This is a genomic window from Lachnospiraceae bacterium oral taxon 500, from assembly GCA_002999035.1.
Classification (GTDB): domain Bacteria; phylum Bacillota; class Clostridia; order Lachnospirales; family Vallitaleaceae; genus W11650.
The window spans coordinates 3,008,102-3,030,491 of sequence record CP027241.1 but is presented as its reverse complement, the minus strand read 5'-3'; the positions used below and the strand labels follow the sequence as shown (position 1 = coordinate 3,030,491).

Sequence of the window (22,390 nt, the reverse complement as noted above, 5' to 3'; positions counted from 1 at the left end):
TTTCGTTTTGGTTTTATGTTACGTTTTAATTGTAACAGAGATGAGGTGTTTTTGCATTTTTTATTGGCAAAAAAGACGGGGAAGTCAAAATTTACCAATAGACAAAGCGGGTGAAATGCAGTATAGTAGAAGCTAAGAAAGCGAGGGTATTCTATGGATTATAAAAAATCGGCATCGGAAATTTTAAAAGCAATCGGTGGCGGGAGTAATATTGTCAGTGCGGCACATTGTGCGACCAGACTGCGGCTGGTGATTGCCGACAATGACAAGATCCAAAAAAACGTTTTGGAAAATATTGATGGCGTGAAGGGTGTGTTTGAGTCATCCGGCCAGTTACAGGTCATCATTGGAACCGGCACGGTCAATAAGGTGTATGATGAGTTGATCAAAGAAGCGGGTATCAGTGCCGCCACCAAAGAAGAAATCAAACAGGCGGCAACGGCCAAGGCACCGTGGTACGCTAGAGCGATTAAGACTTTGGGCGACATCTTTGTGCCGATTATTCCGGCCATTGTGGCCAGCGGTCTTTTAATGGGTCTTTTGGAAGGCTTTTCCAAGCTGGCGCCGGAACTGGCGAAGAGTGATACCTATGTGATTTTCAGTTTGTTTGCCAACGCCGCTTTTGTTTTTCTGCCGATTTTAATTGCCATCAGCGCGGCTAAGGTCTTTGGCGGCAACCAATTCTTGGGAACGGTCATTGGTATGATTATGATTCATCCGGCGCTGATGAATGCCTGGAATGTAGCGGCGGCCGAAAGCGTGCCGACGGCCTCGGTTTGGTTCGGGATGTTTAAGATTAATTTAGTTGGTTATCAGGGACATGTCATTCCGGTGGTGATTGCGGTTTGGTTCATGAGCATGATCGAAAAGAAGCTTCATAAGCTGGTTCCGGAAATGATTGATTTGTTTGTTACGCCGCTGGTGACGGTAATGGTGACGGGATATTTGACCCTGACCGTGTTCGGGCCGGTGTTCAGCTTTTTGGAAAATGGTATTTTTTCGACGGTTAAGCTGTTGATTGCCATACCGGGCGGAATCGGCGCGGCTTTGTGCGGAGCAATTTATGCCCCGACGGTGGTCGGCGGTATTCATCACATGTATAATGCCTTAGAAGCCGGACTTTTAAGCGCGGACGGCGCTAATATCTGGATGCCGATTGCAACAGCGGCTAATGTCGCGCAGGGAGCAGCGGCATTGGCCTTTGCTCTGAAAACCAAAGACCGCAAGCAAAAATCACTGGCGTTACCGGCTTCGCTGTCGGCCTTTTTGGGTATCACCGAGCCGGCCATTTTCGGTGTGAATTTGAGATTTTTCAGGCCGTTTTTAGCCGGCTGTGTCGGCGGAGCTGCCGGAGCGTTAGTTGCCGGCCTGCTTCAGGTCAGTGCTACGGCTTACGGCATTACCGGCCTGTTTGGCATTTTGATTACCACTCATAATTTATGGCAATATTTTATTGTCATGCTGGTCGCGTTTGCGGTCGCTTTTGCCTGCACCTGGCTGATTTATCGGGATCAAACAGCGGCGGAAGCGGGAACGGAAAAAACGGGCGAGCCGGAAAAATCCGCTGCGGCAGGAGCAGCAAGCGCAGATAATACTGGCGCTCAGGGGAAAGATGCGGCTGCTGGCAGTACCGGCGGTAAGACGACTGCGGCTGAAGCGGAAAATAAAGCTGCGGTCAAAGAACAGCCGGCAGTAACAGCCGAGTCTATTTTATCACCGCTCAGCGGTCAGGTGGTGGCTTTGGAGGATGTGCCGGATGCAACTTTTGCTAATGGTATTTTAGGACTGGGAGCAGCAATTCAGCCAAGCGAAGGCAAAGTGCTTGCTCCGGCTGACGGAGTGATTTCGACAGTCTTTAATACCAAACATTTGGTCGGTATGAAGCTGGATAACGGCGCCGAACTTCTGGTGCATATCGGTATGAATACGGTGGCACTTGAGGGGGAAGGTTTTGAAGCGCATGTGAAAGAGGGCGACCGGGTGAAAAAGGGCGATTTGCTGATTACTTTTGACCAGGCATTTATTGAAAGCAAGGGCTATTCAACCATCACACCGGTAGTAATAGCCAACTCCGACAGCTATCAGGCAGTTCGGCCGGCGGCGGAAGGGCAAATAGCGGCGCTGGATCAGCTCTTGATTTTGGAAAAATAAGAAGAATGGAAACGGAGGCTGGCATGGGTAAAAACTGGCGGCAGAAGCTGCATTTAGAACCGCCGCAGGGGTGGCTGAACGACCCGAACGGCTTGTGCTTTTATCAAGGGAATTATCATGTTTATTTTCAATACGCGCCGGACTCGGCCGAGGGCAAAGGGAAAAAATGCTGGGGGCATTATCAAAGCCCCGATTTGCTTGACTGGGAGTTTACCGGTACGGTGCTGCGGCCGGATATTGCCGAGGACCGGGACGGAGTTTATTCCGGCAGCGCATTTGAAAAAGACGGTGTACTGTATCTTTTCTATACCGGCAATGTCAAAGAGCCGGGGGACCATGATTATATTCTGACCGGCCGGGGAGCCAATGTCATTCGGGTCAGTACGGCGGACGGCCGGACAATGAGTGAAAAGACAGTGGTGCTGCGCAATCAGGACTATCCCGCCTTTTGCAGCTGCCATGTGCGCGACCCCAAGCTGTGGCAGGCGGACGGCAAATATTATATGGTGCTGGGGGCCAGAACCAGAGATGACAAGGGCTGCGTCCTGACCTATGTGTCAGCGGATTTAAAGGCATGGCAGTATGACGGCCAATTTTCCCTGCCAAACTTTGGCTATATGTGGGAATGTCCTGACCGATTTGACTTAGATGGCCGGGAATATTTGGGCATTTCGCCGCAGGGGCTGGAATCGCAGGAATTTTGCCGGCAAAATGTTTATCAGGCCGGTTATTTGTATCAAAATGAGTTTTATGAATGGGATTACGGCTTTGATTTTTATGCGCCGCAAACCTTTGATGCGCCGGGCGGTCGAAAGATTTTAATTGGCTGGATGGGTCTGCCCGATATTGATTATCAAAACCCGACAACAGAGCTGGGCTGGCAGCATTGTCTGACCGTGCCGCGGGTGTTGACGGTTTTGGCGGATGGACGGCTGGCGCAGTATCCGGTTAAAGAGTTAGAGAGGCTGAGGCAAGAAGCGAAAACGCTGGCAGACGGAGCGGAAACGGAGATGGCGCTGCCCTTTGATTTTGAAGCGGAGGTGACCGGCGATTTTAGTCTGACGCTGGAGCGGCAGCTGACCTTGGAATATGCGGCTGGTATTTTTCAGTTGCGCTTTGATGACCGGACTTTGGGCGGCGGCCGGGGAACACGTCGGCTGAAATTGGAGAGCTGCCGAAAGATACGAATTTTGGCGGATACCTCCAGCTTGGAAATTTATTTAAATGACGGCGAAGCGGTGCTTAGTACCCGTTTTTATCCGCAGACGGAGAAAATCAGCTTTGGCCTGACCGGGCTAAGCGGAATAGTTTATCAAATGAAAGGCTTAACCGGACTGCCGGCCGGGGAGTCGGAACTTATAAAAGAAAGGCGCGGAAAAGATGATAATTGAAAAGCAAGCATTTGATGAAGAGCGGGCGCTGTACGGCCGGGAAGGGATTGTCTTGCGGGATTGTGCTTTTGATGGCCCGGCTGACGGGGAAAGCGCCTTAAAGGAAAGCCGTGATATTCAGGCGCAAAACTGTTTTTTTAATCTGCGCTATCCCTTTTGGCATGCTCAAAACCTGAAAATCAGCAATTCGGAAATGACACCGTTGTGTCGGGCGGCACTCTGGTATTCGAGTGATATTGAAATCACCGGTTCAAAGCTGCACGGCATTAAGGCTTTGCGTGAATGTGAACAGGTTGCGATGAAGGACTGCCGGATCATTTCGCCGGAGTTTGGCTGGTCGACGCGGAACTTAAAAATGGAGGATACAGCCGCCGAAAGCGAATATTTTATGATGCGGGCCGAGGACCTGACTTTTCGCCGGGTACGCCTACAGGGGAAATATTCGTTTCAGTATATTCAAAATGCGCTGTTTGAGGACTGTGAGCTGGATACCAAGGACGCTTTCTGGCATGCCAAAAATGTAACCATACGCAATAGCGTCGTTAAAGGGGAATATTTGGCCTGGTACTGCGAAAATGTTACCTTTGAAAACTGCCGGATTATCGGGACGCAGCCGTTTTGCTATTGTCAGGCGTTGACTTTACTTCATTGCCAAATGGAGGATGCGGATTTGTGTTTTGAACGATCAGAGGTTGAAGCAACGATCACCACGCCGGTAGTCAGTATTAAAAACCCATTGGCCGGACGTATTTTTGTGCCGGCGGTCGGGGAGGTTATTCGGGAAAGCGACGCTTTTGGCGGTGAAGTAATTGTCGGATAGACGGCTGACATTGCAGCGGTAACTTAAGTTTTTGCCGGAGCATTTGGTTTTATGCGGGGAATTATTATTTGTGATATTTCATCAAAATCTAATCTGTTTTTTATGAAAGCTGAAGGGAAAGAGCGTAAAATGCAAATGATATGCAAAACTAAAAATTCTTTCTTTTAAGGCTTTCTTTTGTCTGTTTGTTTAAAATATTCGCTCTGCGCGGTGCTGCCGCAGCATAAGCTGTTTTCTGTACTTGCAGCCGCGGAGAAAATAATTTGACATAGGAAAATGGTGCAAAACTATAAACCATAAAAAAGGAGGAACTTTTATGAAACTGGAAAAATATATTGATCATACTTTATTAAGACCGGACGCAACCAGGGCGGAAATCATTAAGGTTTGTCAGGAAGCGAAAGAATACGGCTTTGCCTCGGTTTGTGTCAATGAGTATTATACGGCGTTGGTGGCTAAGGAATTGGCCGGCAGCGGAGTGAAGGTCTGCACGGTGGTCGGTTTTCCGCTGGGAGCATCAACCACCGCAGTTAAGGTAGCGGAAACGACCGCAGCAGTCAGCGCCGGCGCGCAGGAAATTGATATGGTCATCAATATCGGCGCATTAAAGGACAAGAACGATGATTATGTGACTGAAGATATCCGGCAGGTCAAGGCGGCGGTCGGAGATAGGATTTTAAAGGTCATCATTGAAACTTGCCTTTTGACCGAAGAGGAAAAAGTTCGGGCCTGCCAGTTGGCAGTCAAGGCCGGAGCGGATTTTGTCAAGACCAGCACCGGTTTTAGCAAGGGCGGCTCCACACCGGAAGATGTGGCGCTGATGAAGCAGACAGTGGCCGGCAAGGCACTGGTTAAGGCATCCGGCGGCGTGCGCAGTTATGAGGATGCCAAAGCGGTGATTGAAGCAGGCGCTGACCGGATTGGGGCAAGTGCCGGAATTGCGATTATTAAAGGCGAAAAGTCGGCGTCAGATTATTAAAACAACCAAGTAATAGTACGGAGCGGTGAGCCGGCGGTAAAAGGACAAAACAGAGAAAAGCAGGAAGATGGTATGCAGCAGTTTGCGATTATTTTTTTAAGTATTTTATTGGAGGCTTTGCCTTTTGTGCTGATCGGCACGATTGTTTCGTCGCTGATTGAGATTTTTGTTTCCCGGGAATGGCTGACCGAGCATTTACCGAAAAGAAGCTGGTTTGCTTTTTTAGTGGCCGGTCTGGCCGGGATTATTTTTCCAATTTGTGAATGTGCGATTGTTCCGGTTATGCGCCGCTTAGTAAAAAAAGGAATGCCGGTCGGAGTGGCGGTTACTTTTATGCTGGCCACCCCGACGATTAATCCGGTGGTGCTGTTATCCACTCGCTTTGCTTTTTTGAATAATTTTTATTTTCCGCTGCTGCGCGGTGTATTCGGCTATTTGACAGCGATTGCAGTTGGTCTTTTGATTACCTTTTTATCGGATAAGGAGGAGCTCAAAACCGCTGGGGCAGTTTGGCAGGGCGAAGCAGGAAAGCATGACCATGACGCAGAGGAAACGGAGCATGAGGAATCTTGCGCCTGCGCGCATAGTCATGGCCATGGGAAACATCAGCATGACGGATATGACTATGACGATGAAACAGAACATGAAGAATCTTGCGCCTGCGGGCATAGTCATGGCCATAGAAAACATCAGCATAATGAGGATTCCGCCGCTGTTACGGAAATCGGCGATGAGCATGACCATGAGCATGGCGCGGCTTGCAGCTGCGGTCATGTGCATGCGACGAAGCGGGATAAACCGCTGCAAATAGTTAAGTCGATTTTGGACCATACTTCGCATGAACTTTATGAGGTTGGCCGTTTTTTGATTTTGGGTGTTTTGATTTCGGCTGCTATGCAGACCTTTGTACCGAAGCAGTATTTTTTGGCGCTGTCGCAAAATCCGGCATTGTCGATTACAGCTATGATGCTGTTGGCCTTTGTTCTGTCGCTTTGCTCGGAAGCGGATGCTTTTGTAGCTGCCAGCTTTCAGGGTGGGCTTCCGAATTCGGCTATTTTGGCCTTTTTGCTTTTTGGCCCGATGATGGATATTAAAAATATGCTGATGCTGACGCAGGGCTTTCGGATGAAGTTTATTATCCGGCTGATTTTGACGATTGCAGTGGTAGTCTTTATTTTCAGCAGTTTAAGTGCGTTTCTGTTTTAAAAAGCAAGGTGTTTTTTGACAGGCAAGAATAGAGGGGAAACGCAGAAGGGCATAGTGTTTCGGGCAAAGGAAAGTTGAGGATATAATGAAGAAAATAAATATTGGTGAACTTTGCTGGTGGCTGCTGATTGGGGCGCTCAGCCTTGTGATCGGCAAACTTTTGATTTTTGATGAGCTGCGGTTTTACCTGCATCCGAAAATGACGAAGTTTGTAATTGCAGCCGAGATTATTTTGCTGATCTTATTTGTTTACCAGCAAACCAAGTTATTTAAACGGACGGAAAATGCATTTAAGATTAAAATCGGTTATTTCTTATTTTTACTGCCGATGTTTATGCTGATTTTGGCGGGCGATGCCAGCGCTGTTATTTTTACCAACCGGACGGTCAATTTAAATAGCTTGGCACAGGATCAGACGGCTTTGCTGACGGAACAGAAAAATAAAGAAGTGGTTGAGAAAAAAGCAGAACCGACGGCGGAGACGGCAGTCAGTTCCGCTTATGATGCTCTGCCGCCGGGAGAGATGAATGCACCCGATCCGGGGGCAACCGATCCGACCGATCCGAATGCGGATAGCGTGGCAGCGGCAGAAGATGAAGATCCGTTCCTGAAAACTTTATTTTCTCTGGATGAAAAAGGCGGACAGGAAATTGTGCTGGAAGGCTTTGTGTATAAAAGTGAATTTTTCGGTAAAAACGAACTTTTGGTTTCCCGGATGCTGGTTACCTGCTGTGCAGCCGACGCGACTTTGATGGGGATAGTGGCGTCCACGCCGATGGCGCAGGACTTTGCCGATAATGATTGGATTCGGGTCAAGGGTGTAACTCAAAAGGGGCTGGCTAAAAATCCGATGAACGGGGAGGAAGAATCCAAACTGATTTTGCAGGTCAAAGAGATTGAAAAAATTGAGCCGCTGGAAACACCGTATGTTTATTTCAGTTATTGACTCAACTTTCCCATGTTCAGAAGCCCGCGCTAAAGTTGAGTTAATTTTTTATTGGTAAAAGCCGATAACAAGAATGAACGGATTATTATGTTCGGCAGCTGTGACCAGGTCAGAAAATAAACAATTTTGTGCTGTTTTGTGCCGAGACAGGAAATGGCACAAGAATTGACCGGGCAGACAAATAAAGAATACAGTTCGGGCAAACCGATAAGAGGAGTGACATGGAAATAGAAACCGGGCGGCAAGAGCAGGCGGAAAAGGAAAGAGATAAAAAGGGAAGAGTGGTACTGGCGCTGGATGTGGGCACGCAAAGCACCAGAGCGCTCTTAATTAATGACCGGGGCGATGTATTGGCTGCGGCCAAGAGCAATCATATTCCGGCTTATTTTTCACTGGAAGCCGATTGGGCGGAGCAGCGGGCTGATTTTTACTGGGAGCATATCATTACCGCAGTGTCGGAACTAAAGGGTCGTCAGCCGGAGCTTTGGGCGCGGGTGGAAGGCGTGACCATTACCACGATTCGGGCGACTTATGTTTGTCTTGATCGGGAAATGCGGCCGCTGCGTCCGGCTTTTTTATGGTTGGATAAAAGAAAGGCCGAGGGGTATCCCCGGCTGTCACCGGCAATGGCGGCAGCGGTTAAGCTGATTGGCATGGAGCAGACTGCCGTGTCGCAGTGGCGGATTTCGGCCTGTAACTGGCTGCGGGAAATGGAGCCGGAAACCTGGAAGCGGACAGCGCATTTTGCGTTTTTAAGTGGTTATTTAATTTACCGTTTGACCGGTCAGCTGGTTGATTCGGTTTCGGCTTTGGTCGGGCATGTGCCGTTTCATCATAAAAAGCGGAACTGGATGACCAAGCATTCCTTTAAGCGTTTTGTCTTTGATATTGAACCGGAAAAACTATGCCCGTTTAAAGAAGCGGGTGAGGTTTTGGGCTGCATCACCGAAGAAGCGGCGGCGGCAACCGGTATCCCGGCCGGGCTGGCGCTTTATGCTTCCGGCTCGGATAAGGTATGCGAAACCATCGGCATGGGCTGTATTACGCCGGATAAGGCAGCGATCAGCTTCGGTACGGCTTCGACCGTCAGCATTACGACGACCGAATACATGGAGCCGGATCGGTTTATGCCGGCCTATGTGTCAATGCTGCCGGGAGCGTATAACCCGGAAATTCAAATTTACCGCGGCTATTGGCTGATTTCATGGTTTAAAAAAGAGTTTGCCGCCAAAGAAGTCGAGCAGGCCAAGGCGCTGGGGATTTCGCCGGAAGTTCTTTTAAACCGGCGGTTGCAGGAAATTCCGCCGGGCTGCGAGGGCTTGGTTTTTCAGCCCTATTTTACGCCGAATCTGACAATGCCGGTGGCGCGGGGAGCGGTGATCGGCTTTTCTGACCTGCATACCCGGGTACATATTTACCGGGCGATTATTGAGGGCATCAATTTTGCCTTGATGAACGGCCTGCATAAACTGGAAAAGAAATCGGGTGTGCCGGTGCGGGAAATCTATTTGGGCGGCGGCGGGTCGCGAAGTGATGAGATTTGCCAGATTACGGCGGATATGTTCGGTCTGCCGGCGATTCGGACGCAGACCAATGAAGTCAGCGGTATCGGCAGTGCGATGGCGGCTTTTATCGGGCTGGGTGTTTTTCCCAGCTTTGAGGAAGCGGTTAAGGCAATGGTTCGTCCCAAGGATATTTTTATGCCGGATATGGAGCGGCATAAAATATACCGCCGGATTTATCAGGAAGTTTTTATGGAAATTTATGGCCGGCTGGCGCCGCTTTATGCCCGGCAGACGGCGATTCGCAAAGTTGTTCGGAAAGGCACAGATAAAGCAGGCGGCAACGGATAGAACAGCCCTCGGCGATAGAAACGGCGGTACATTTGCTAAGAATTTAACGTGAAAAAGCTATGGCAAAGCAGCGCAAAATATGGTATGATAGTTTATCAGGATAAAGAATATTTTGACTGCGGCAGTGATTTAAATGTTCAGACCCTCAGAAGGAAGTGAAATCATGGAAAATAAGGGACATACTCAATTTTTTAAAAAGCCGGTGAAAGAAGTCAACGAAGCGCGTCTGGTCTTGGAACAGGTATATGAAGCCTTGGAAGAAAAGGGCTATAATCCAACTTACCAATTGGTCGGCTACCTTATTTCCGGAGATCCGACCTATGTGACCGGACATAATAATGCCCGCAAGCTGATTGGCCGTTTAGAGCGGGATGAATTACTGGAAGAAATGGTTAATTTTTATTTTTCCAAAAAACAGGACTGATGTGGTCGATTTTCGCCGCGGAAGCAGAAAAGAGGATAATAAATGCGAGTGATGGCCTGTGATTACGGCAGCAAAACCATCGGTATTGCCGTCAGCGATCCGTTTGGCTGGACGGCGCAGGGGGTGGAGATTATCCGCCGCCAGGAAGAAGAAGCGCTGGCTGCCTCAATAGAACGCATCAAAGAACTGATTGCCGAATACGGAGTCGAGAAGATTGTGGTCGGTTTGCCCAAAAATATGAACAATACGTCGGGCGAGCGCGTGGAAAAGACGCTGGAATTTATTGAAAAACTGAAGAAAAAAATCTCTTTGCCGGTGGTGACGTGGGATGAACGACTAAGCACGGTCGGAGCGGAAAGAGTGTTATTGGAAGCGGATTTAAGCAGAGCAAAAAGGAAAAAAGTAATTGACAAAATGGCGGCGGCATATTTCCTGCAGGGATATTTGGATGCCGGCGGCAATTAGGAGGAATGAATTGGACAGGATTACGTTTACGGATGAAAATGGCAATGAGGTGGAGTTGGAAATTCTGAGCATGGCGCAGTATGAAGGCCAAACCTATATTTTGGTGACGGATGAGCAGGCTGAGGATAAAGAAGAGATCAATGTTTTCATCATGAGAGAGGACGATGTTCGGGGCGAGGATGCTTTTTACAGCATTGTCGATCCGGAAGAGGAGGGCGAGGAGTTTGTCAACGCCCTGTTGGATATTTTGGAAGATAATATCCCTGAAGAGGAAGACGACGACGATTACGAGTAAAAGCACGGCAAACCAATTGTATAAAAAACGGACTTTTTTTCGCCTGAGTCCTCGAGGAGAGATATGAGCGACTTATCAAAATATTGTGAAATTTTAAAGCAAGGCGGTTACAAAATTACCAATCAGCGGAAGGTTGTGCTGGAAACCCTGTATGCTCACAGAAAAGACCATCTGACGGTGGATGAAGTATATCAATATGTCAGAGAAACCAATCCCGAAGTTGGACTGGCAACGGTGTACCGTAATATTCAAATTTTGAACCGGCTCGGGATCATTGAAAAAATATCCTTTGACGACAAAGACATTCGCTATGAAATATTTTATGAGGACAGCCCGCTGCATCATTATCATTTGATCTGCGAGCAGTGCGGCAAGGTTGATGAACTGGAACTGGATTTTTTAGCTCATTATAAGGACTTTTTGAAAACGGAAAAGAATTTTGAGGCGTTGGAAGCGCAGATTAAGATTTATGGGCTTTGCCGGGAATGTGCAGACCAGAGCAAACAGGAACAAGAATTAGATTAAGAATTGAGAAATTAAGAAATGAAGCGGAAGGCTCCTTTGAGGGCTTTTCCGTCATGTGGAGGTATTTTTTGAAAAACAAACAACAAGAAAAACATGAAGATAAGATAAAGATTATTCCGCTCGGGGGGTTAGACCAAATCGGAATGAATATTACCTTATTTGAATATAAGAATGATATTATTATCATTGACTGCGGATTAGCGTTTCCGGATGAAGAAATGCTGGGAATTGATCTTGTCATTCCGGATTTTTCCTATTTAAAGCAAAATGCCGACAAAGTGCGGGGCTTAGTGGTAACGCACGGGCATGAGGATCACATCGGCGCGATTCCATATTTATTAAAGGAATTAAATATTCCGGTTTACGGGAGCCGCTTGACTTTAGGTTTAGTGGAAAACAAGCTGAAGGAACATAAAATTTTAGAAAAGTGCAAGCTCAAAAGCGTCGGCATGGGACAAAGTGTGCGGCTGGGCAAGTTTCGGGCGGAGTTTATCCGCACCAATCATTCGATTCCGGATGCGGCGGCTATTGCGATTCATACTCCGCTGGGTGTGATTATTCACAGCGGCGATTTCAAGGTGGATTATACGCCGATTTACGGCAAGGCGATTGACGTTCATCGTTTGGCCGAGCTTGGCCGGGAGGGCGTGCTGGCGCTGCTGGCCGATTCAACCAATGTGCTGCGTGAGGGCTATACCATGTCGGAAAGTACGGTTGGTAAGTCCTTCGATGCGATTTTTAATGAAAATAAAGGGCGGCGGCTGATTGTTGCTACTTTTGCGTCCAATGTTGACCGGGTCCAGCAGATTATCAACTCGGCCAAGGCGCACCGGCGCAAGGTGGCAGTCGAGGGCCGGTCGATGGTTAATGTGGTTACGACCGCGCAGGAACTGGGCTATATCAAAATGCCGAAAAATATGCTGATCAGCAGTGATGAACTGGATAATTATAAGGACAGTCAGGTGGTCATTATTACTACCGGCAGCCAAGGCGAGCCGCTGTCGGCGCTGTCGAGAATAGCCAATAATACGCACCGCAAAATTAGTATCAAAGAAGGCGATTTGGTTATTTTAAGCTCCAAACCGATTCCCGGCAATGAAAAATACATAGCCAGAGTAATTAACGGCTTGTATAAAAAGGGTGCGGACGTTATTTATGAGGACACCCATGTATCGGGGCATGCTTGCCGCGAAGAATTGAAACTTCTGCACACTTTGGTGCGCCCGCGGTATTTTATCCCGGTGCACGGTGAGTACCGGCACTTGAAATCGCATCAGGAACTGGCGGTGGAGCTGGGTATGCAGAAAAAAGATGTTTATATTTTGGAAAACGGGAATGTCTTTGCTTTGTCGCAGGACGGGGGCGAAGTAATTGATAAGATTCCGATTGAAACCGTATTGGTTGACGGTTTGGGCGTCGGCGATGTCGGTGATGTTGTGCTGCGTGACCGGCAAAAGCTGTCGCAGGATGGATTGATTGTAGTTTCGATTGTGGTTGACCGCTATACCAGTGAGATCCTGGCCAGCCCCGAAATCGTATCGCGCGGGTTTATTTATGTCAAGGAAAACGCCAGTTTGATGGATGACATTAAAGATATTGTCAGCCGATCGCTGGAAAGAGCAACTATGAAAAATATCCATGACTGGACGAAGATTAAGACAATGATTCGAGATGACATTAGAGAATATCTGTGGCAGTATTTGAAACGGAATCCGATGGTACTGCCCGTCCTGACACAAGTGGAGGTATAGGAAAATACAGGAGGCTGTTGTGAAAGAAAGTGTAGAAGAAAAGGCAAGGGAAATGATTCGCGCCTTTAAATCGACAGAAGAATATATTCAATACTTGAATTATAAATCATTGCTGTCAAACAAGCCTGAATTGTGGGACAAAGTCAACACGTTCCGGCGCAAGGTATTTGAGATTCAAGTCGATCAAAACTATGGGCAGTTTGAAGCCGGTGAAAGGCTGCTCCGATTAAAAAGCGACTATGAGCAGGAATTACAGGATCCCTTGGTCAATGCTTTTTTAGATGCGGATTATCAGCTTTGTCGCTCGCTCCGGGATGTTTTTCAAACGATGGAGGCGGAGCTGGATTACGACACCAAGTTTTTGGAATAGGCGGGGAACGGGGTTCCTTGCTTGATTCCCGGGAAAAGAGGAATTTATGATCAGGAATGTAGTCGGAGAAATTTTACAGGTGATTGTGCGGATCGCTTTTATCGGAGCGGTTATATTTGCCGTGGTCAGAGGTACGAGCTGGGCTTATCAAAACGCATACGCCCTGATCCAGAGACCCGGCCAAACCGGAGAAGGCAAGGAAGTAACCATCGAAATTCCCAAAGGTGTGGGTACGGAAAAGATTGCCGCGATTTTAAAAAAGAACGGGCTGATTGAAAATGAGCTTTTTTTCCGGGCGCTGGCCAAGCTGAACGGGTATGATGCTAAGTTTCAAACCGGCAAGTTCAAGCTGGATACGGCGATGGATGAGTACCGGATCATGGAAATCCTGATGAAGGACGGCGAAAAGAGGAAGACCGTTAAGTTTACCATTCCGGAGGGCTACACTATCCTGCAAATTGCCAATAAGATGGTCGAACTGGGTATCTGCAAAAGCAGCGATGAATTTGTTCAGGCCTGCAATGATATTTCCAAGTATAATTATGATTTTGTTCAGGAAATCCCGGAGCGGAATCTGCGGCTGCAGGGTTATCTTTTCCCCGATACCTATGAGATTTACGCCGATGCCAAGGTGACGGAAGTCATTGAAAAAATGCTGAAGCGCTTTGATGCGATTTATGATGCCGATTTCCGGGCCAGAACGACGGCGCTGGGGTATAGCATCGACCAGGTGGTCAATATGGCATCAATCATTGAAAAAGAAGTGCGGGTGCCGGAGGAGCGCAAATTAGTGGCCAGTGTCATCAATAACCGGATGAAAATTGATATGCCGCTGCAAATGTGCTCAACGGTTATGTATGTTTTAAATAAATCCTATCCGCAGTTGACGATTGCCGATACCAAAATTGATTCACCGTATAATACCTATATTAACCGGGGACTGCCGGCCGGGCCGATTGCCAATCCGGGTAAGGCGGCGATAGAGGCGGTGCTTTATCCCGAAGAAACGGATTATATCTACTTTGTGCTCAAAGATGCCGAAAGCGGCGAGCATGTATTCAGCCGGACGCTGGATGAGCACAATGCGGCCAAGGTCAAATACAAGGATCATTTGCAATAAAGGGTTTGTGGCGGTGTCAGCCGCAGCAAACCGGTTATAGTACAGTACGATATCATAAGATGAGGACGGAAATGGAAAACGTAAATACTCTGTTTACCGGCGGCATCAGTGACAAAGAAGCCTTTTTCTCTTTGTTTTACGAGGAGGAAGGCTTTTTGTCCGATTTGGGCAAATCTGCCCGCCGACGTGAGGTGCCGGTTATTCGGCCGGAAATGGCGCAGCTTTTGCAGCTTTTGCTGCGGCTGCAAAGACCGCGGCGAATTTTGGAGGTTGGGACAGCAGTGGCTTATTCGGCGCTTTTGATGAGTCGCTTCTTGCCGGCAGACGGGAAACTTCTGACGATCGAGCGGAACCCGATCATGCAGCGGGAAGCCGAAGAAAACCTGACTGCGGCCAAGACGTGGCTGGCGGATCAAGCGCGGGGAGACGAGCCGAGTGCCGGTCAGCCGGAGAGAGTTCAGCCCGATAAAATAGAATTATTATGTGGCGATGCCGCCCGGCTTCTGCCGGAATTAAAGGAACCGTTTGATTTTATTTTTTTGGATTCCGCCAAGGCGCAATATATTCATTTTTTGCCGGAATTGGTGCGGCTCTTAACCGCCGGCGGACTTTTGGTAACGGATAATGTGCTGCAAAACGGTGAGATTATGGTTTCCCGTCATTTGCTGCCGCGCCGGGAAAGGACGACCCATAAGCGAATGCGCGAATATTTGCGGGCGGTCGGGATTCACCCGCAGCTGACAACGCATTACTTTGGACTGGCAGACGGAGCAACGGTCAGTATAAAAAAGGATTAAAGGAAAGAATATGAAGGAATGGATAAAAAAGCCGGAGCTGCTGGCGCCGGCCGGTTCGTATGAAAACTTGGTGACTGCCGTTAAATACGGGGCCGACGCGGTTTATTTGGGCGGTTCGGTCTTGGGACTGCGGGCGAAAGCGAAAAACTTCAGTCCGGAAGAAATGGTGGCCGGCGTGGCCTATGCCCGCGAAAACGGAGTAAAGGTTTATGTGACGGTGAATGTTTTTGCCCATAATCAGGACATAAAAGCGGCTAAGACTTATTTGCGGGAGCTGGGCGAGGAAATAAAACCGGATGCGTTGATTGTGGCTGATCCGGGACTTTTGATGCTGGTTCGGGAAACTTTGCCGGAGATGGAAATTCATCTCAGCACACAGGCCAATAACACCAATTACCTGACATACCGTTTTTGGTACGGACAGGGTGTTAAGCGAGCGGTGCTGGCCAGAGAATTGTCGCTGGCGGAAATCAGTGAAATCAGAGCCAATATTCCGGCGGATATGGAGATGGAAGGCTTTGTTCACGGGGCGATGTGTATGTCTTATTCGGGGCGCTGTCTGATCAGTAATTATTTGACCGGGCAGGATGCCAATCACGGCGCCTGCACCCAAAGCTGCCGCTGGAAATATCATTTGGTTGAGGAAACCAGACCGGGCGAATATCTGCCGGTATCGGAGGACGAAAACGGCACCTATTTTTTTAATTCCAAAGATTTATGCATGATTGATCATTTGGAGGACATCATGGCCGCGGGGCTGGATAGCCTGAAAATTGAGGGGCGAATGAAAACACCGCTGTATGTGGCAACGGTGGTCAAGGCGTACCGACAGGCGATTGATTTGTGTCTTAGCGATCCGGCTGCTTATCAGGCCAAGAAAGCCTGTTTTTTGGCGGAAGTGGGGAAATGTTCACACCGGCACTTTGACACCGGCTTTTTTTACGGCCGGCCGCAGAATGGACAAATCTATGAAAACTCAGCGTATATTAAAGATTATGTTTTTACGGCCAAGGTGCTGGGCTATGATTCGGCCAGCGGGCTGCATTTGATTGAGCAGCGCAATAAGTTTTCGGTGGGCGATACCTTGGAGATTTTGACCCAGCGGGGAGATAATCTTTCTTTTTCGGTGGAGTCGATTCAAACCGAGAGCGGCGAGGGAAAGACCAGTGCGACTTTAGCCAAGGAAAAACTGTGGCTCCGTCTGCCTGGGCCGGTGGCATCGGAAACCATTATCCGCCGGCCGGCCGGGGAGTAAAAATCAAAGTAAAATAGAAAGCACTCGGCGGAGTGCTTTTAAAATACCTGAACTAAAAACAGGGGATTGACTTGGGGGGGAAAATAATATATTATAAGGAGAGAAAAGTTGAGGTTTTTATGAAAATATATCCCCGATATTATTATCCAAGTATCTATCATATCCCGTACCGCCAGCTCTATGATCAGGGTTTCCGCGGGATTGTTTTTGACATTGACAACACTCTGGTGGCCTACGACCGGAAAATGCCGACTGCCGAAGTGGCGGAGTTGGTTGCTCTGCTGCGGCGCAAAGGCTTTTCCATTGTTTTGGTTTCCAATAATACCAAGCGTCGGGTTCGTCCCTTTGCCAAAGGGATTCGTCTGCGCAGCGTTTTTTCGGCGATTAAGCCCCTGCCCTTTGGTTTGAAGAAAGGGCTGACCATACTGGGCACGAAGCCGGAGGAAACGGTTATTATCGGCGACCAGCTTTTTACTGATGTGATTGCCGGCAACCTTTTGGGGCTGTGTACAATATTGGTGCAGCCGATTCAGGAACAAGAGGCATTTTACACGAAGATAAAAAGGAAGCTGGAAAAGAAACTGCTGGAATATGCTCATATCACAAACTCAGAAGATAAATGGAGAGAAGATGAATAATATAGTATTGATCGGTTTTTCTCAATGCGGAAAAACAACAATCGGAAAGCTCTTAGCTGAAAAAACGCAGCAATCCTTTGTGGAATTAGAAACCGAGATAGAAAATGAATATCATCAGGAAATGCGCGATTTGAAAGCGGGAATGACGCCGGAGGAGTTTAAAGCGATTGGGAAAAATGCTCTGGAAAAGCTGATTGGTCGGAAAAATAAGATTATTGCCGTCAGCAGCGAGCTGATTGAGGATGAAGAAATCGCGGGCGTTCTGCCCAAAATCGGAACGGTGGTTTTTTTGCAAACCGACCGGGAAGAAATCGAGCGTCGGCTGGGCGAAGGGCAGGGGACTGCTCCGGAGCCGGACGTTAAGCTTGACGAGGAGGTTCTTTCTGCGCGTATTGACAGGCAGGAATCTTTGTTTTTTCAAAGCGCCGGTATCATCATTCAAACGGCCGGCAAAACACCGGAAGCAATTGTTGACGAAATCCTGCTGCTGTTGTAAGCCGAGCGGGAATGTTGCGCGTGTCCAGTTTTGAGGCTGGAACAGATTGGCAATATGCAAAGTGGAAAAGACGGATGAAGAAGTGCGTCGTCTATGGGAGGAAAAATGAATTTAAGAGTTCAGAAATTAACGGAAAAATTGAAGGATTTGGGACTGGATGCGGTTTTGGTTTCAAGCTTATATAACCGTCGTTATCTATCGGGCTTTACCGGTTCCAATGCCTATTTGTATATCAGCCCGAATCAGCAGATTTTGCTGACTGATTTTCGCTATCTGGAACAGGCGGCAGCGCAGTGTCCGGATTTTCAAATTGTAGAATACCGCAACGCCGGATTAACCGAAACACTGGAAAAATATTTGCAGGCAGATAACGTTAAAATCTGCGGTTTTGAAGGCAATCAAATGACTTTTGCCGAATATCGGCTGTTAGTCGATAAGCTGCCGGCGGTGGAATGGAAAAGCATGGGCGATGCCGTTGAACAGTTGCGGATGCTGAAAACGCCGGAAGAATTGGTTTTGCTGCGCAAAGCCTCGCAAATCGGCGATCAGGCGTTCAGCCATATGCTGGATTTTATTAAGCCGGGTCTGACAGAAAAAGAAATCGGTATCGAATTGGAGTTTACGATGAGAAAGTTGGGAGCGGAGGGATTGAGTTTTGAGTCGATCATTGCTTCCGGCGTAAACGGCGCCCGGCCACACGCCCGGCCGACGGATAAACCGATTCGGCAAGGGGAGCTTTTGACCATGGATTTTGGCTGTATTTATCAGGGCTACTGCTCGGATATGACCAGAACGGTGGCAATTGGTGAGGTCAGCGATCAGTTGAAAGAAATTTATGACATTACTTTGAAAGCGCATTTGGAATCTTTGGCGGCTTTGAAACCGGGCTTAACCGGCGCGGCGGTTGACACCATTGCCAGAGATATCATTACCGAAGCCGGCTATGGCCAGTATTTCGGCCATGGTCTGGGGCACAGCGTCGGCCTGGAGGTGCATGAGGTACCGTATTTAGGCCAGCGGGAAACCCGAACGCTGAAAGCAAATATGCTGGAAACGATTGAACCGGGGATTTATCTGCCCGGCATCGGCGGCGTTAGGATTGAGGATCTGGCGCTGCTGACCGAAAACGGAGCAGAGAGTCTGGTTACATCAGAAAAAAAATTGATTGTATTGTAAGATAGTAGAGTCAAAAGAATGCTGCAAAGCACGGAGCAATCCGATAGAGGAAAGGGCAGAAGGCGTTTGCCCCAAATCATTGTGAATAAAAAATTTAGGAGGAACAATTAACATGGCAGTAGTAGTACAAGCAGGTAACTTAAAAAACGGAATTTCCATTGAATTCGAGGGCAATATTTATCAGGTTTTGGAATTTCAGCATGTCAAACCCGGTAAAGGACCGGCATTTGTCAGAACGAAATTGAGAAATATGAAGTCCGGCAGCATCATTGATAAGACCTTTCGGCCGCAGGATCGCTTTGAACAGGCGGTAATTGAAAGAAAAGATATGCAGTATCTGTATTCAGACGGAGAATTATTTCACTTTATGGATCAGGAATCCTTTGAGCAGATTGCCTTAAACGCGCAGGATTTGGGCGATGCCTTAAAGTTTGTTAAGGAAAATGATGTGGTCATGATGTTGTCGCATAATGGCGTAATCTTTGGTGTTGAGCCGCCGATCAGCGTGGAGCTGACAGTTACCCATACCGAGCCGGGTATTAAAGGCGATACGGCTACCGGCGCAACCAAACCGGCCGAACTGGAAACCGGCGCAGTGGTAATGGTACCTTTATTTATCAATAACGGAGATAAGCTCAAGATTGATACCCGTACCGGCGAATATGTTTCCCGAGTATAAAGGTTGGCCGGATGACTTTTGAATAGTCGCTTGACCGGGCAGCACAGGAAAAGACTAAGGAGGACAAGATGGAACGAAGAATATTAAAGATTGATGATCAGCAAGGCGGCGGCACAGTCAATATTGCCGATGAAGTGATTGCTGTGATTGCCGGCATGGCGGCAGTCGAGGTAGAAGGTGTAGCCGGCATGGTCGGCAAGCTTCGGGGCGAGTTGGTTGAGCTGCTGGGTATGAAAAATCTGGGCAAAGGGATTAAAGTCCGGGTCAATGAGCAGGAAGAAATCACTTTGGACTTGGCGGTTATCATTGAATTCGATGTCAGTGTTCAGGATGTGACGGCCAAGGTTCAAAAGAAAGTAAAGTCGACAGTGGAGAATATGACCGGCCTGACGGTGGCTGCGGTCAATGTTAAAGTCAGCGGCGTAGAGCCGAAAGCCAGAGAGAGAAAACCCAAGAAAACCGGCTCCGGCGCATAAGATGATGTAGGTAGGCGCGGCAAGCGATTGCAGCGCTTACTTTTTTCTGGCAGAATGGAGATCAGAAATGAAATTAAAAGAAAAAAGGGAGCTGCTGTTTCGGGTATTGTTCGGACAAAGCTTTCATCAGGAACAGGATTTGGATGCGGAGGCGCTGGAAGTATTTAACCGCAATGAAAAACCGGTGTCGGAAGAGGATCAGGCCGTAGTGCGGCAGGAACTGGAAGAAATCAGAAAACTGCTGCCGGAGATTGACGAGCGGATTAATCGCCGGGTGGAGCGCTGGAATACTGCAACTATGGCCAAGGTGGAACTGGCGATTTTACGTTTGACGGTATACGAGCTGTTTTATAAAAAAGAAGCGCCGGTCGGTATTTTGGCCAAGGACGCCGTCAGTCTGGCTGCCGGTTATGGGCAGGATGCCGCTTATCGTTTTGTCAACGGGGCAGTCAGCAGACTCTTAGAGGAGCTGCCGGCGGAAAGTACCGGCGGAAACGGAGAAGGGGAAGCGGAATAAAAGGAGAAAGGCGCGAAAAGTGCGCCGGATAAAAGGAAGGAAGCCATGGCAGGCAAAATATTTCAGGTTTCGGAAGTCAATTTATATATTAAAAATCTGTTTCGGGATGATTTTTTGCTGAATCATCTGCAAATTGAGGGCGAAGTCAGCAATGCCAAACGCCATACTTCCGGCCATATTTATTTTACCTTAAAGGATGAAGCAGGAGCGATTGCCTGCGTGCTGTTTGCCGGCTATGCGGGTGGTGTCGAGCTGTTGCCCCAAAATGGCGAAAAAGTGGTCGTAACCGGCGGTGTCGGCGTTTATGAAAAAACCGGCAGCTATCAGGTTTATGTCCGGGAAATCAGAGCCGGCGGCCGGGGCGATTTAGCGCAAAAATTGGAAGCACTCAAGCAAAAATTAGCGGCGGACGGTATTTTTGGAAAGCCGAAAAAGAGACTGCCGCTGCTGCCGGAAAGAATTGGTCTGGTGACCAGTGCAACCGGCGCGGCGCTTCAGGATATTTTGCAGATTGCCGGCCGGCGCAATCCCGGAGTGCAGTTAATCTTATATCCCAGTCTGGTTCAGGGTGAGCGGGCGGCGGCTAATATTGCGGCCGGGATTGAATATTTTAACCGCCAAAAGGAACCGGTTGATGTGCTCATTATCGGCCGGGGAGGCGGTTCATTAGAGGATTTATGGGCGTTTAATGAAGAAGCGGTTGTACGGGCAATTTTTCATTCCGGGATTCCTGTCATTTCCGCTGTCGGCCATGAAACCGATGTGACGCTGTCGGATTTGGCGGCGGATTTGCGGGCACCGACACCATCGGCGGCAGCTGAACTGGCGATTCCTGAGCAAGCCGTGCAAAGACAAAAGCTGAACGAAAGCCGGCACCGCTTAGACAGCGCCTTTCGGCAGTATGGCGGGATGCTTGGAAATGAAATCGAACAGGCCCGGCTGCGGCTGACGCACTATCATCCGCGCCGCAAATGGGAAGAACTGACAGCCGGGCTGGCCGGCCGGGAGAAGGAATTAAACCGCGAGTTCAGACATTATTTGCGGCAAGTTCGTTGGGAACTTGAACTGAAACAAAAGGAACTGACCGCAGCCGCTCCGCAGGCCAAGCTGACGGCCGGTTACGCTTATTTAACAGCGGCGGATGGCCGGGGGATTACAACCGCAGAGCAGGTTCAAGCCGGTGACCTTTTGCAGATATATCTGCGGGACGGTCGGCTGACGGCAAGAGTGGAGGAAAAGGAAAGTGGCGGCAAAGAAAAAAGAAATTAGCATGGAAGAAATGCTCCGGCAGGTTGATCAGATTATCAAGGACTTGCAGACGGGAGAGTTGAGTTTTGAGGAAAACTTGGCGGCTTACCAAAGAGGGACTGAGCTTTTAAAGGAATGCAGCGGCCGGCTGGAGAAGGCGGAAAAAGAACTGATTGTGTTGGAAGTAGATGAGATATGAAATATATAGTAGAAATATTTAACAATCGCCCTTTTGTGGTGGCGCTGATTGGCTGGTTCGTGGCGCAGGGTTTTAAGATTTTGACAACCGGCATCCGTTACAAAAAGTTTGATCCGGAGCGGATCATGGGGTCGGGCGGAATGCCCAGCTCGCATACGGCTTCGATTGTGGCGGCCACGGTTCAGCTCGGTAAGCTGTCGGGCTTCAGCGATCCGGTCTTTGGACTGGGTATGGTGATTTCTTTTATTACCATGTACGATGCCGCCAATGTCCGGATGGCAGCCGGGCAGCAGGCCAAGGTGATTAAGCAGATTGTCGAGCAGCTGGGGCGTTCCAATTTTCAAATTGAAAAAGAACTAAAGGAGCTGCTCGGCCATACTTACTTAGAAGTTTTTGTCGGCATGCTGCTGGGGATTTTGATTGGGCTGTGGTATTAGACTTTATTCCATCGGCAGCGCGACCGTAAAAACCGCGCCGGTTTCGGCACTGCTAGCAGCGCTGATTTGGCCGTGATGAGCGGCAGCAATACTGGCAGCGATGGCCAGCTCCAGCCCGTAGCCGCCGGTTTCGCGGACGCGGAGTTGTCCGCTTTTGACACGGTGTCGCTGGCGCC

The 22,390-nt window shown here is 48.7% G+C and carries 26 protein-coding genes; 25 read left to right on the top strand and 1 reads right to left on the bottom strand.

From position 1 onward, the window contains the following. The first annotated feature begins 153 nt into the window (after positions 1-153). From C3V36_13855 to C3V36_13845, 3 genes are read left to right on the top strand one after another with little or no spacing between them, the layout of a single operon-like run. Entirely contained in the window at positions 154-2,151 is a 1,998-nt protein-coding gene (locus tag C3V36_13855) for a PTS beta-glucoside transporter subunit EIIBCA (protein ID AVM70238.1), read from the top strand. A 23-nt stretch (positions 2,152-2,174) separates the two neighbouring features. Continuing rightward, the gene (locus C3V36_13850; protein AVM70237.1) at positions 2,175-3,542 is read left to right on the top strand and encodes a hypothetical protein; all 1,368 of its coding nucleotides are present in this window, start codon (positions 2,175-2,177) and stop codon (positions 3,540-3,542) included. Then, positions 3,532-4,362, top strand: a complete 831-nt coding sequence (locus C3V36_13845) for a DUF3737 domain-containing protein (GenBank protein AVM70236.1) — start codon at positions 3,532-3,534, stop codon at positions 4,360-4,362. The genes C3V36_13850 and C3V36_13845 overlap by 11 nt, the downstream gene beginning before the upstream one ends. Positions 4,363-4,510: 148 nt before the next feature. On the opposite strand, the gene C3V36_13840 is transcribed toward C3V36_13845, so the two are convergent. Beyond that, positions 4,511-4,705 (bottom strand): hypothetical protein, encoded by a 195-nt coding sequence (locus C3V36_13840; GenBank protein ID AVM70235.1) that lies wholly within the window; start codon positions 4,703-4,705, stop codon positions 4,511-4,513. Between C3V36_13840 and deoC the strand changes: the two genes are divergently transcribed. The 22 genes from deoC (at position 4,679) to C3V36_13730 (ending at position 22,214) form a co-directional block, all read left to right on the top strand. Next, entirely contained in the window at positions 4,679-5,341 is a 663-nt protein-coding gene (gene deoC, locus C3V36_13835) for a deoxyribose-phosphate aldolase (protein AVM70234.1), read from the top strand. The genes C3V36_13840 and deoC overlap by 27 nt on opposite strands. A gap of 72 nt (positions 5,342-5,413) precedes the next feature. Beyond that, positions 5,414-6,547, top strand: coding sequence for a permease (locus C3V36_13830; GenBank protein AVM70233.1), 1,134 nt, complete (start codon positions 5,414-5,416; stop codon positions 6,545-6,547). A gap of 85 nt (positions 6,548-6,632) precedes the next feature. Continuing rightward, a complete protein-coding gene (locus C3V36_13825) occupies positions 6,633-7,493 on the top strand; it encodes a TIGR03943 family protein (protein ID AVM70232.1) in 861 nt (286 codons plus the stop codon). Between the two features lie 221 nt (positions 7,494-7,714). Next, complete coding sequence (locus C3V36_13820; GenBank protein AVM70231.1) at positions 7,715-9,346, top strand: carbohydrate kinase; 1,632 nt, start codon at positions 7,715-7,717, stop codon at positions 9,344-9,346. A 163-nt stretch (positions 9,347-9,509) separates the two neighbouring features. After that, positions 9,510-9,770 (top strand): IreB family regulatory phosphoprotein, encoded by a 261-nt coding sequence (locus C3V36_13815; protein ID AVM70230.1) that lies wholly within the window; start codon positions 9,510-9,512, stop codon positions 9,768-9,770. A 42-nt stretch (positions 9,771-9,812) separates the two neighbouring features. After that, on the top strand, positions 9,813-10,235 hold the full coding sequence (locus tag C3V36_13810; GenBank protein AVM70229.1) for a Holliday junction resolvase RuvX: 423 nt from the start codon (positions 9,813-9,815) through the stop codon (positions 10,233-10,235). Next, on the top strand, positions 10,219-10,530 hold the full coding sequence (locus C3V36_13805) for a hypothetical protein (protein ID AVM70228.1): 312 nt from the start codon (positions 10,219-10,221) through the stop codon (positions 10,528-10,530). Before C3V36_13810 ends, C3V36_13805 begins: the two co-directional genes overlap by 17 nt. A gap of 63 nt (positions 10,531-10,593) precedes the next feature. Beyond that, positions 10,594-11,055 carry a transcriptional repressor gene (locus C3V36_13800; protein AVM70227.1) on the top strand — a complete coding sequence of 154 codons (462 nt, stop codon included), beginning with the start codon at positions 10,594-10,596 and terminating at the stop codon, positions 11,053-11,055. 53 nt (positions 11,056-11,108) lie between these two features. Then, complete coding sequence (locus C3V36_13795) at positions 11,109-12,806, top strand: ribonuclease J (GenBank protein ID AVM70226.1); 1,698 nt, start codon at positions 11,109-11,111, stop codon at positions 12,804-12,806. Between the two features lie 19 nt (positions 12,807-12,825). Beyond that, entirely contained in the window at positions 12,826-13,176 is a 351-nt protein-coding gene (locus tag C3V36_13790) for a hypothetical protein (GenBank protein AVM70225.1), read from the top strand. Between the two features lie 46 nt (positions 13,177-13,222). Continuing rightward, complete coding sequence (gene mltG / locus C3V36_13785) at positions 13,223-14,296, top strand: endolytic transglycosylase MltG (protein AVM70224.1); 1,074 nt, start codon at positions 13,223-13,225, stop codon at positions 14,294-14,296. A gap of 71 nt (positions 14,297-14,367) precedes the next feature. After that, entirely contained in the window at positions 14,368-15,093 is a 726-nt protein-coding gene (locus tag C3V36_13780; protein ID AVM70223.1) for an O-methyltransferase, read from the top strand. A gap of 22 nt (positions 15,094-15,115) precedes the next feature. Beyond that, positions 15,116-16,348 carry a peptidase U32 gene (locus C3V36_13775; GenBank protein AVM70567.1) on the top strand — a complete coding sequence of 411 codons (1,233 nt, stop codon included), beginning with the start codon at positions 15,116-15,118 and terminating at the stop codon, positions 16,346-16,348. Between the two features lie 71 nt (positions 16,349-16,419). After that, on the top strand, positions 16,420-16,986 hold the full coding sequence (locus C3V36_13770; GenBank protein AVM70222.1) for a YqeG family HAD IIIA-type phosphatase: 567 nt from the start codon (positions 16,420-16,422) through the stop codon (positions 16,984-16,986). Beyond that, on the top strand, positions 16,940-17,482 hold the full coding sequence (locus C3V36_13765; GenBank protein AVM70221.1) for a hypothetical protein: 543 nt from the start codon (positions 16,940-16,942) through the stop codon (positions 17,480-17,482). The genes C3V36_13770 and C3V36_13765 overlap by 47 nt, the downstream gene beginning before the upstream one ends. Positions 17,483-17,587: 105 nt before the next feature. Continuing rightward, positions 17,588-18,658 carry a hypothetical protein gene (locus C3V36_13760; GenBank protein ID AVM70220.1) on the top strand — a complete coding sequence of 357 codons (1,071 nt, stop codon included), beginning with the start codon at positions 17,588-17,590 and terminating at the stop codon, positions 18,656-18,658. 112 nt (positions 18,659-18,770) lie between these two features. Further along, positions 18,771-19,337, top strand: coding sequence for an elongation factor P (efp, locus tag C3V36_13755; GenBank protein ID AVM70219.1), 567 nt, complete (start codon positions 18,771-18,773; stop codon positions 19,335-19,337). Positions 19,338-19,405: 68 nt separating this feature from the next. Beyond that, on the top strand, positions 19,406-19,813 hold the full coding sequence (locus tag C3V36_13750; protein AVM70218.1) for an Asp23/Gls24 family envelope stress response protein: 408 nt from the start codon (positions 19,406-19,408) through the stop codon (positions 19,811-19,813). A gap of 67 nt (positions 19,814-19,880) precedes the next feature. Beyond that, entirely contained in the window at positions 19,881-20,330 is a 450-nt protein-coding gene (locus C3V36_13745; protein ID AVM70217.1) for an antitermination protein NusB, read from the top strand. Positions 20,331-20,375: 45 nt separating this feature from the next. Further along, positions 20,376-21,599: an exodeoxyribonuclease VII large subunit gene (gene xseA, locus C3V36_13740; GenBank protein ID AVM70216.1), complete on the top strand. Its 1,224-nt coding sequence runs from the start codon at positions 20,376-20,378 to the stop codon at positions 21,597-21,599. A 1-nt stretch (position 21,600) separates the two neighbouring features. Next, entirely contained in the window at positions 21,601-21,777 is a 177-nt protein-coding gene (gene xseB / locus C3V36_13735) for an exodeoxyribonuclease VII small subunit (protein ID AVM70566.1), read from the top strand. Further along, positions 21,774-22,214 carry a hypothetical protein gene (locus tag C3V36_13730; protein AVM70215.1) on the top strand — a complete coding sequence of 147 codons (441 nt, stop codon included), beginning with the start codon at positions 21,774-21,776 and terminating at the stop codon, positions 22,212-22,214. The genes xseB and C3V36_13730 overlap by 4 nt, the downstream gene beginning before the upstream one ends. Positions 22,215-22,390 lie beyond the last annotated feature (176 nt).

What these genes read in the sequence shown, in the direction of transcription:
- C3V36_13855 (AVM70238.1), top strand. Translation starts at nt 154, where the DNA reads ATGGATTATAAAAAATCGGCATCGGAAATTTTAAAAGCAATCGGTGGC.
- C3V36_13850 (AVM70237.1), top strand. Translation starts at nt 2,175, where the DNA reads ATGGGTAAAAACTGGCGGCAGAAGCTGCATTTAGAACCGCCGCAGGGG.
- C3V36_13845 (AVM70236.1), top strand. Translation starts at nt 3,532, where the DNA reads ATGATAATTGAAAAGCAAGCATTTGATGAAGAGCGGGCGCTGTACGGC.
- deoC (AVM70234.1), top strand. Translation starts at nt 4,679, where the DNA reads ATGAAACTGGAAAAATATATTGATCATACTTTATTAAGACCGGACGCA.
- C3V36_13840 (AVM70235.1), bottom strand. Translation starts at nt 4,705, where the DNA reads ATGATCAATATATTTTTCCAGTTTCATAAAAGTTCCTCCTTTTTTATG.
- C3V36_13830 (AVM70233.1), top strand. Translation starts at nt 5,414, where the DNA reads ATGCAGCAGTTTGCGATTATTTTTTTAAGTATTTTATTGGAGGCTTTG.
- C3V36_13825 (AVM70232.1), top strand. Translation starts at nt 6,633, where the DNA reads ATGAAGAAAATAAATATTGGTGAACTTTGCTGGTGGCTGCTGATTGGG.
- C3V36_13820 (AVM70231.1), top strand. Translation starts at nt 7,715, where the DNA reads ATGGAAATAGAAACCGGGCGGCAAGAGCAGGCGGAAAAGGAAAGAGAT.
- C3V36_13815 (AVM70230.1), top strand. Translation starts at nt 9,510, where the DNA reads ATGGAAAATAAGGGACATACTCAATTTTTTAAAAAGCCGGTGAAAGAA.
- C3V36_13810 (AVM70229.1), top strand. Translation starts at nt 9,813, where the DNA reads ATGCGAGTGATGGCCTGTGATTACGGCAGCAAAACCATCGGTATTGCC.
- C3V36_13805 (AVM70228.1), top strand. Translation starts at nt 10,219, where the DNA reads ATGCCGGCGGCAATTAGGAGGAATGAATTGGACAGGATTACGTTTACG.
- C3V36_13800 (AVM70227.1), top strand. Translation starts at nt 10,594, where the DNA reads ATGAGCGACTTATCAAAATATTGTGAAATTTTAAAGCAAGGCGGTTAC.
- C3V36_13795 (AVM70226.1), top strand. Translation starts at nt 11,109, where the DNA reads ATGTGGAGGTATTTTTTGAAAAACAAACAACAAGAAAAACATGAAGAT.
- mltG (AVM70224.1), top strand. Translation starts at nt 13,223, where the DNA reads ATGATCAGGAATGTAGTCGGAGAAATTTTACAGGTGATTGTGCGGATC.
- C3V36_13780 (AVM70223.1), top strand. Translation starts at nt 14,368, where the DNA reads ATGGAAAACGTAAATACTCTGTTTACCGGCGGCATCAGTGACAAAGAA.
- C3V36_13765 (AVM70221.1), top strand. Translation starts at nt 16,940, where the DNA reads ATGCTCATATCACAAACTCAGAAGATAAATGGAGAGAAGATGAATAAT.
- C3V36_13760 (AVM70220.1), top strand. Translation starts at nt 17,588, where the DNA reads ATGAATTTAAGAGTTCAGAAATTAACGGAAAAATTGAAGGATTTGGGA.
- efp (AVM70219.1), top strand. Translation starts at nt 18,771, where the DNA reads ATGGCAGTAGTAGTACAAGCAGGTAACTTAAAAAACGGAATTTCCATT.
- C3V36_13750 (AVM70218.1), top strand. Translation starts at nt 19,406, where the DNA reads ATGGAACGAAGAATATTAAAGATTGATGATCAGCAAGGCGGCGGCACA.
- C3V36_13745 (AVM70217.1), top strand. Translation starts at nt 19,881, where the DNA reads ATGAAATTAAAAGAAAAAAGGGAGCTGCTGTTTCGGGTATTGTTCGGA.
- xseA (AVM70216.1), top strand. Translation starts at nt 20,376, where the DNA reads ATGGCAGGCAAAATATTTCAGGTTTCGGAAGTCAATTTATATATTAAA.
- xseB (AVM70566.1), top strand. Translation starts at nt 21,601, where the DNA reads ATGGAAGAAATGCTCCGGCAGGTTGATCAGATTATCAAGGACTTGCAG.
- C3V36_13730 (AVM70215.1), top strand. Translation starts at nt 21,774, where the DNA reads ATGAAATATATAGTAGAAATATTTAACAATCGCCCTTTTGTGGTGGCG.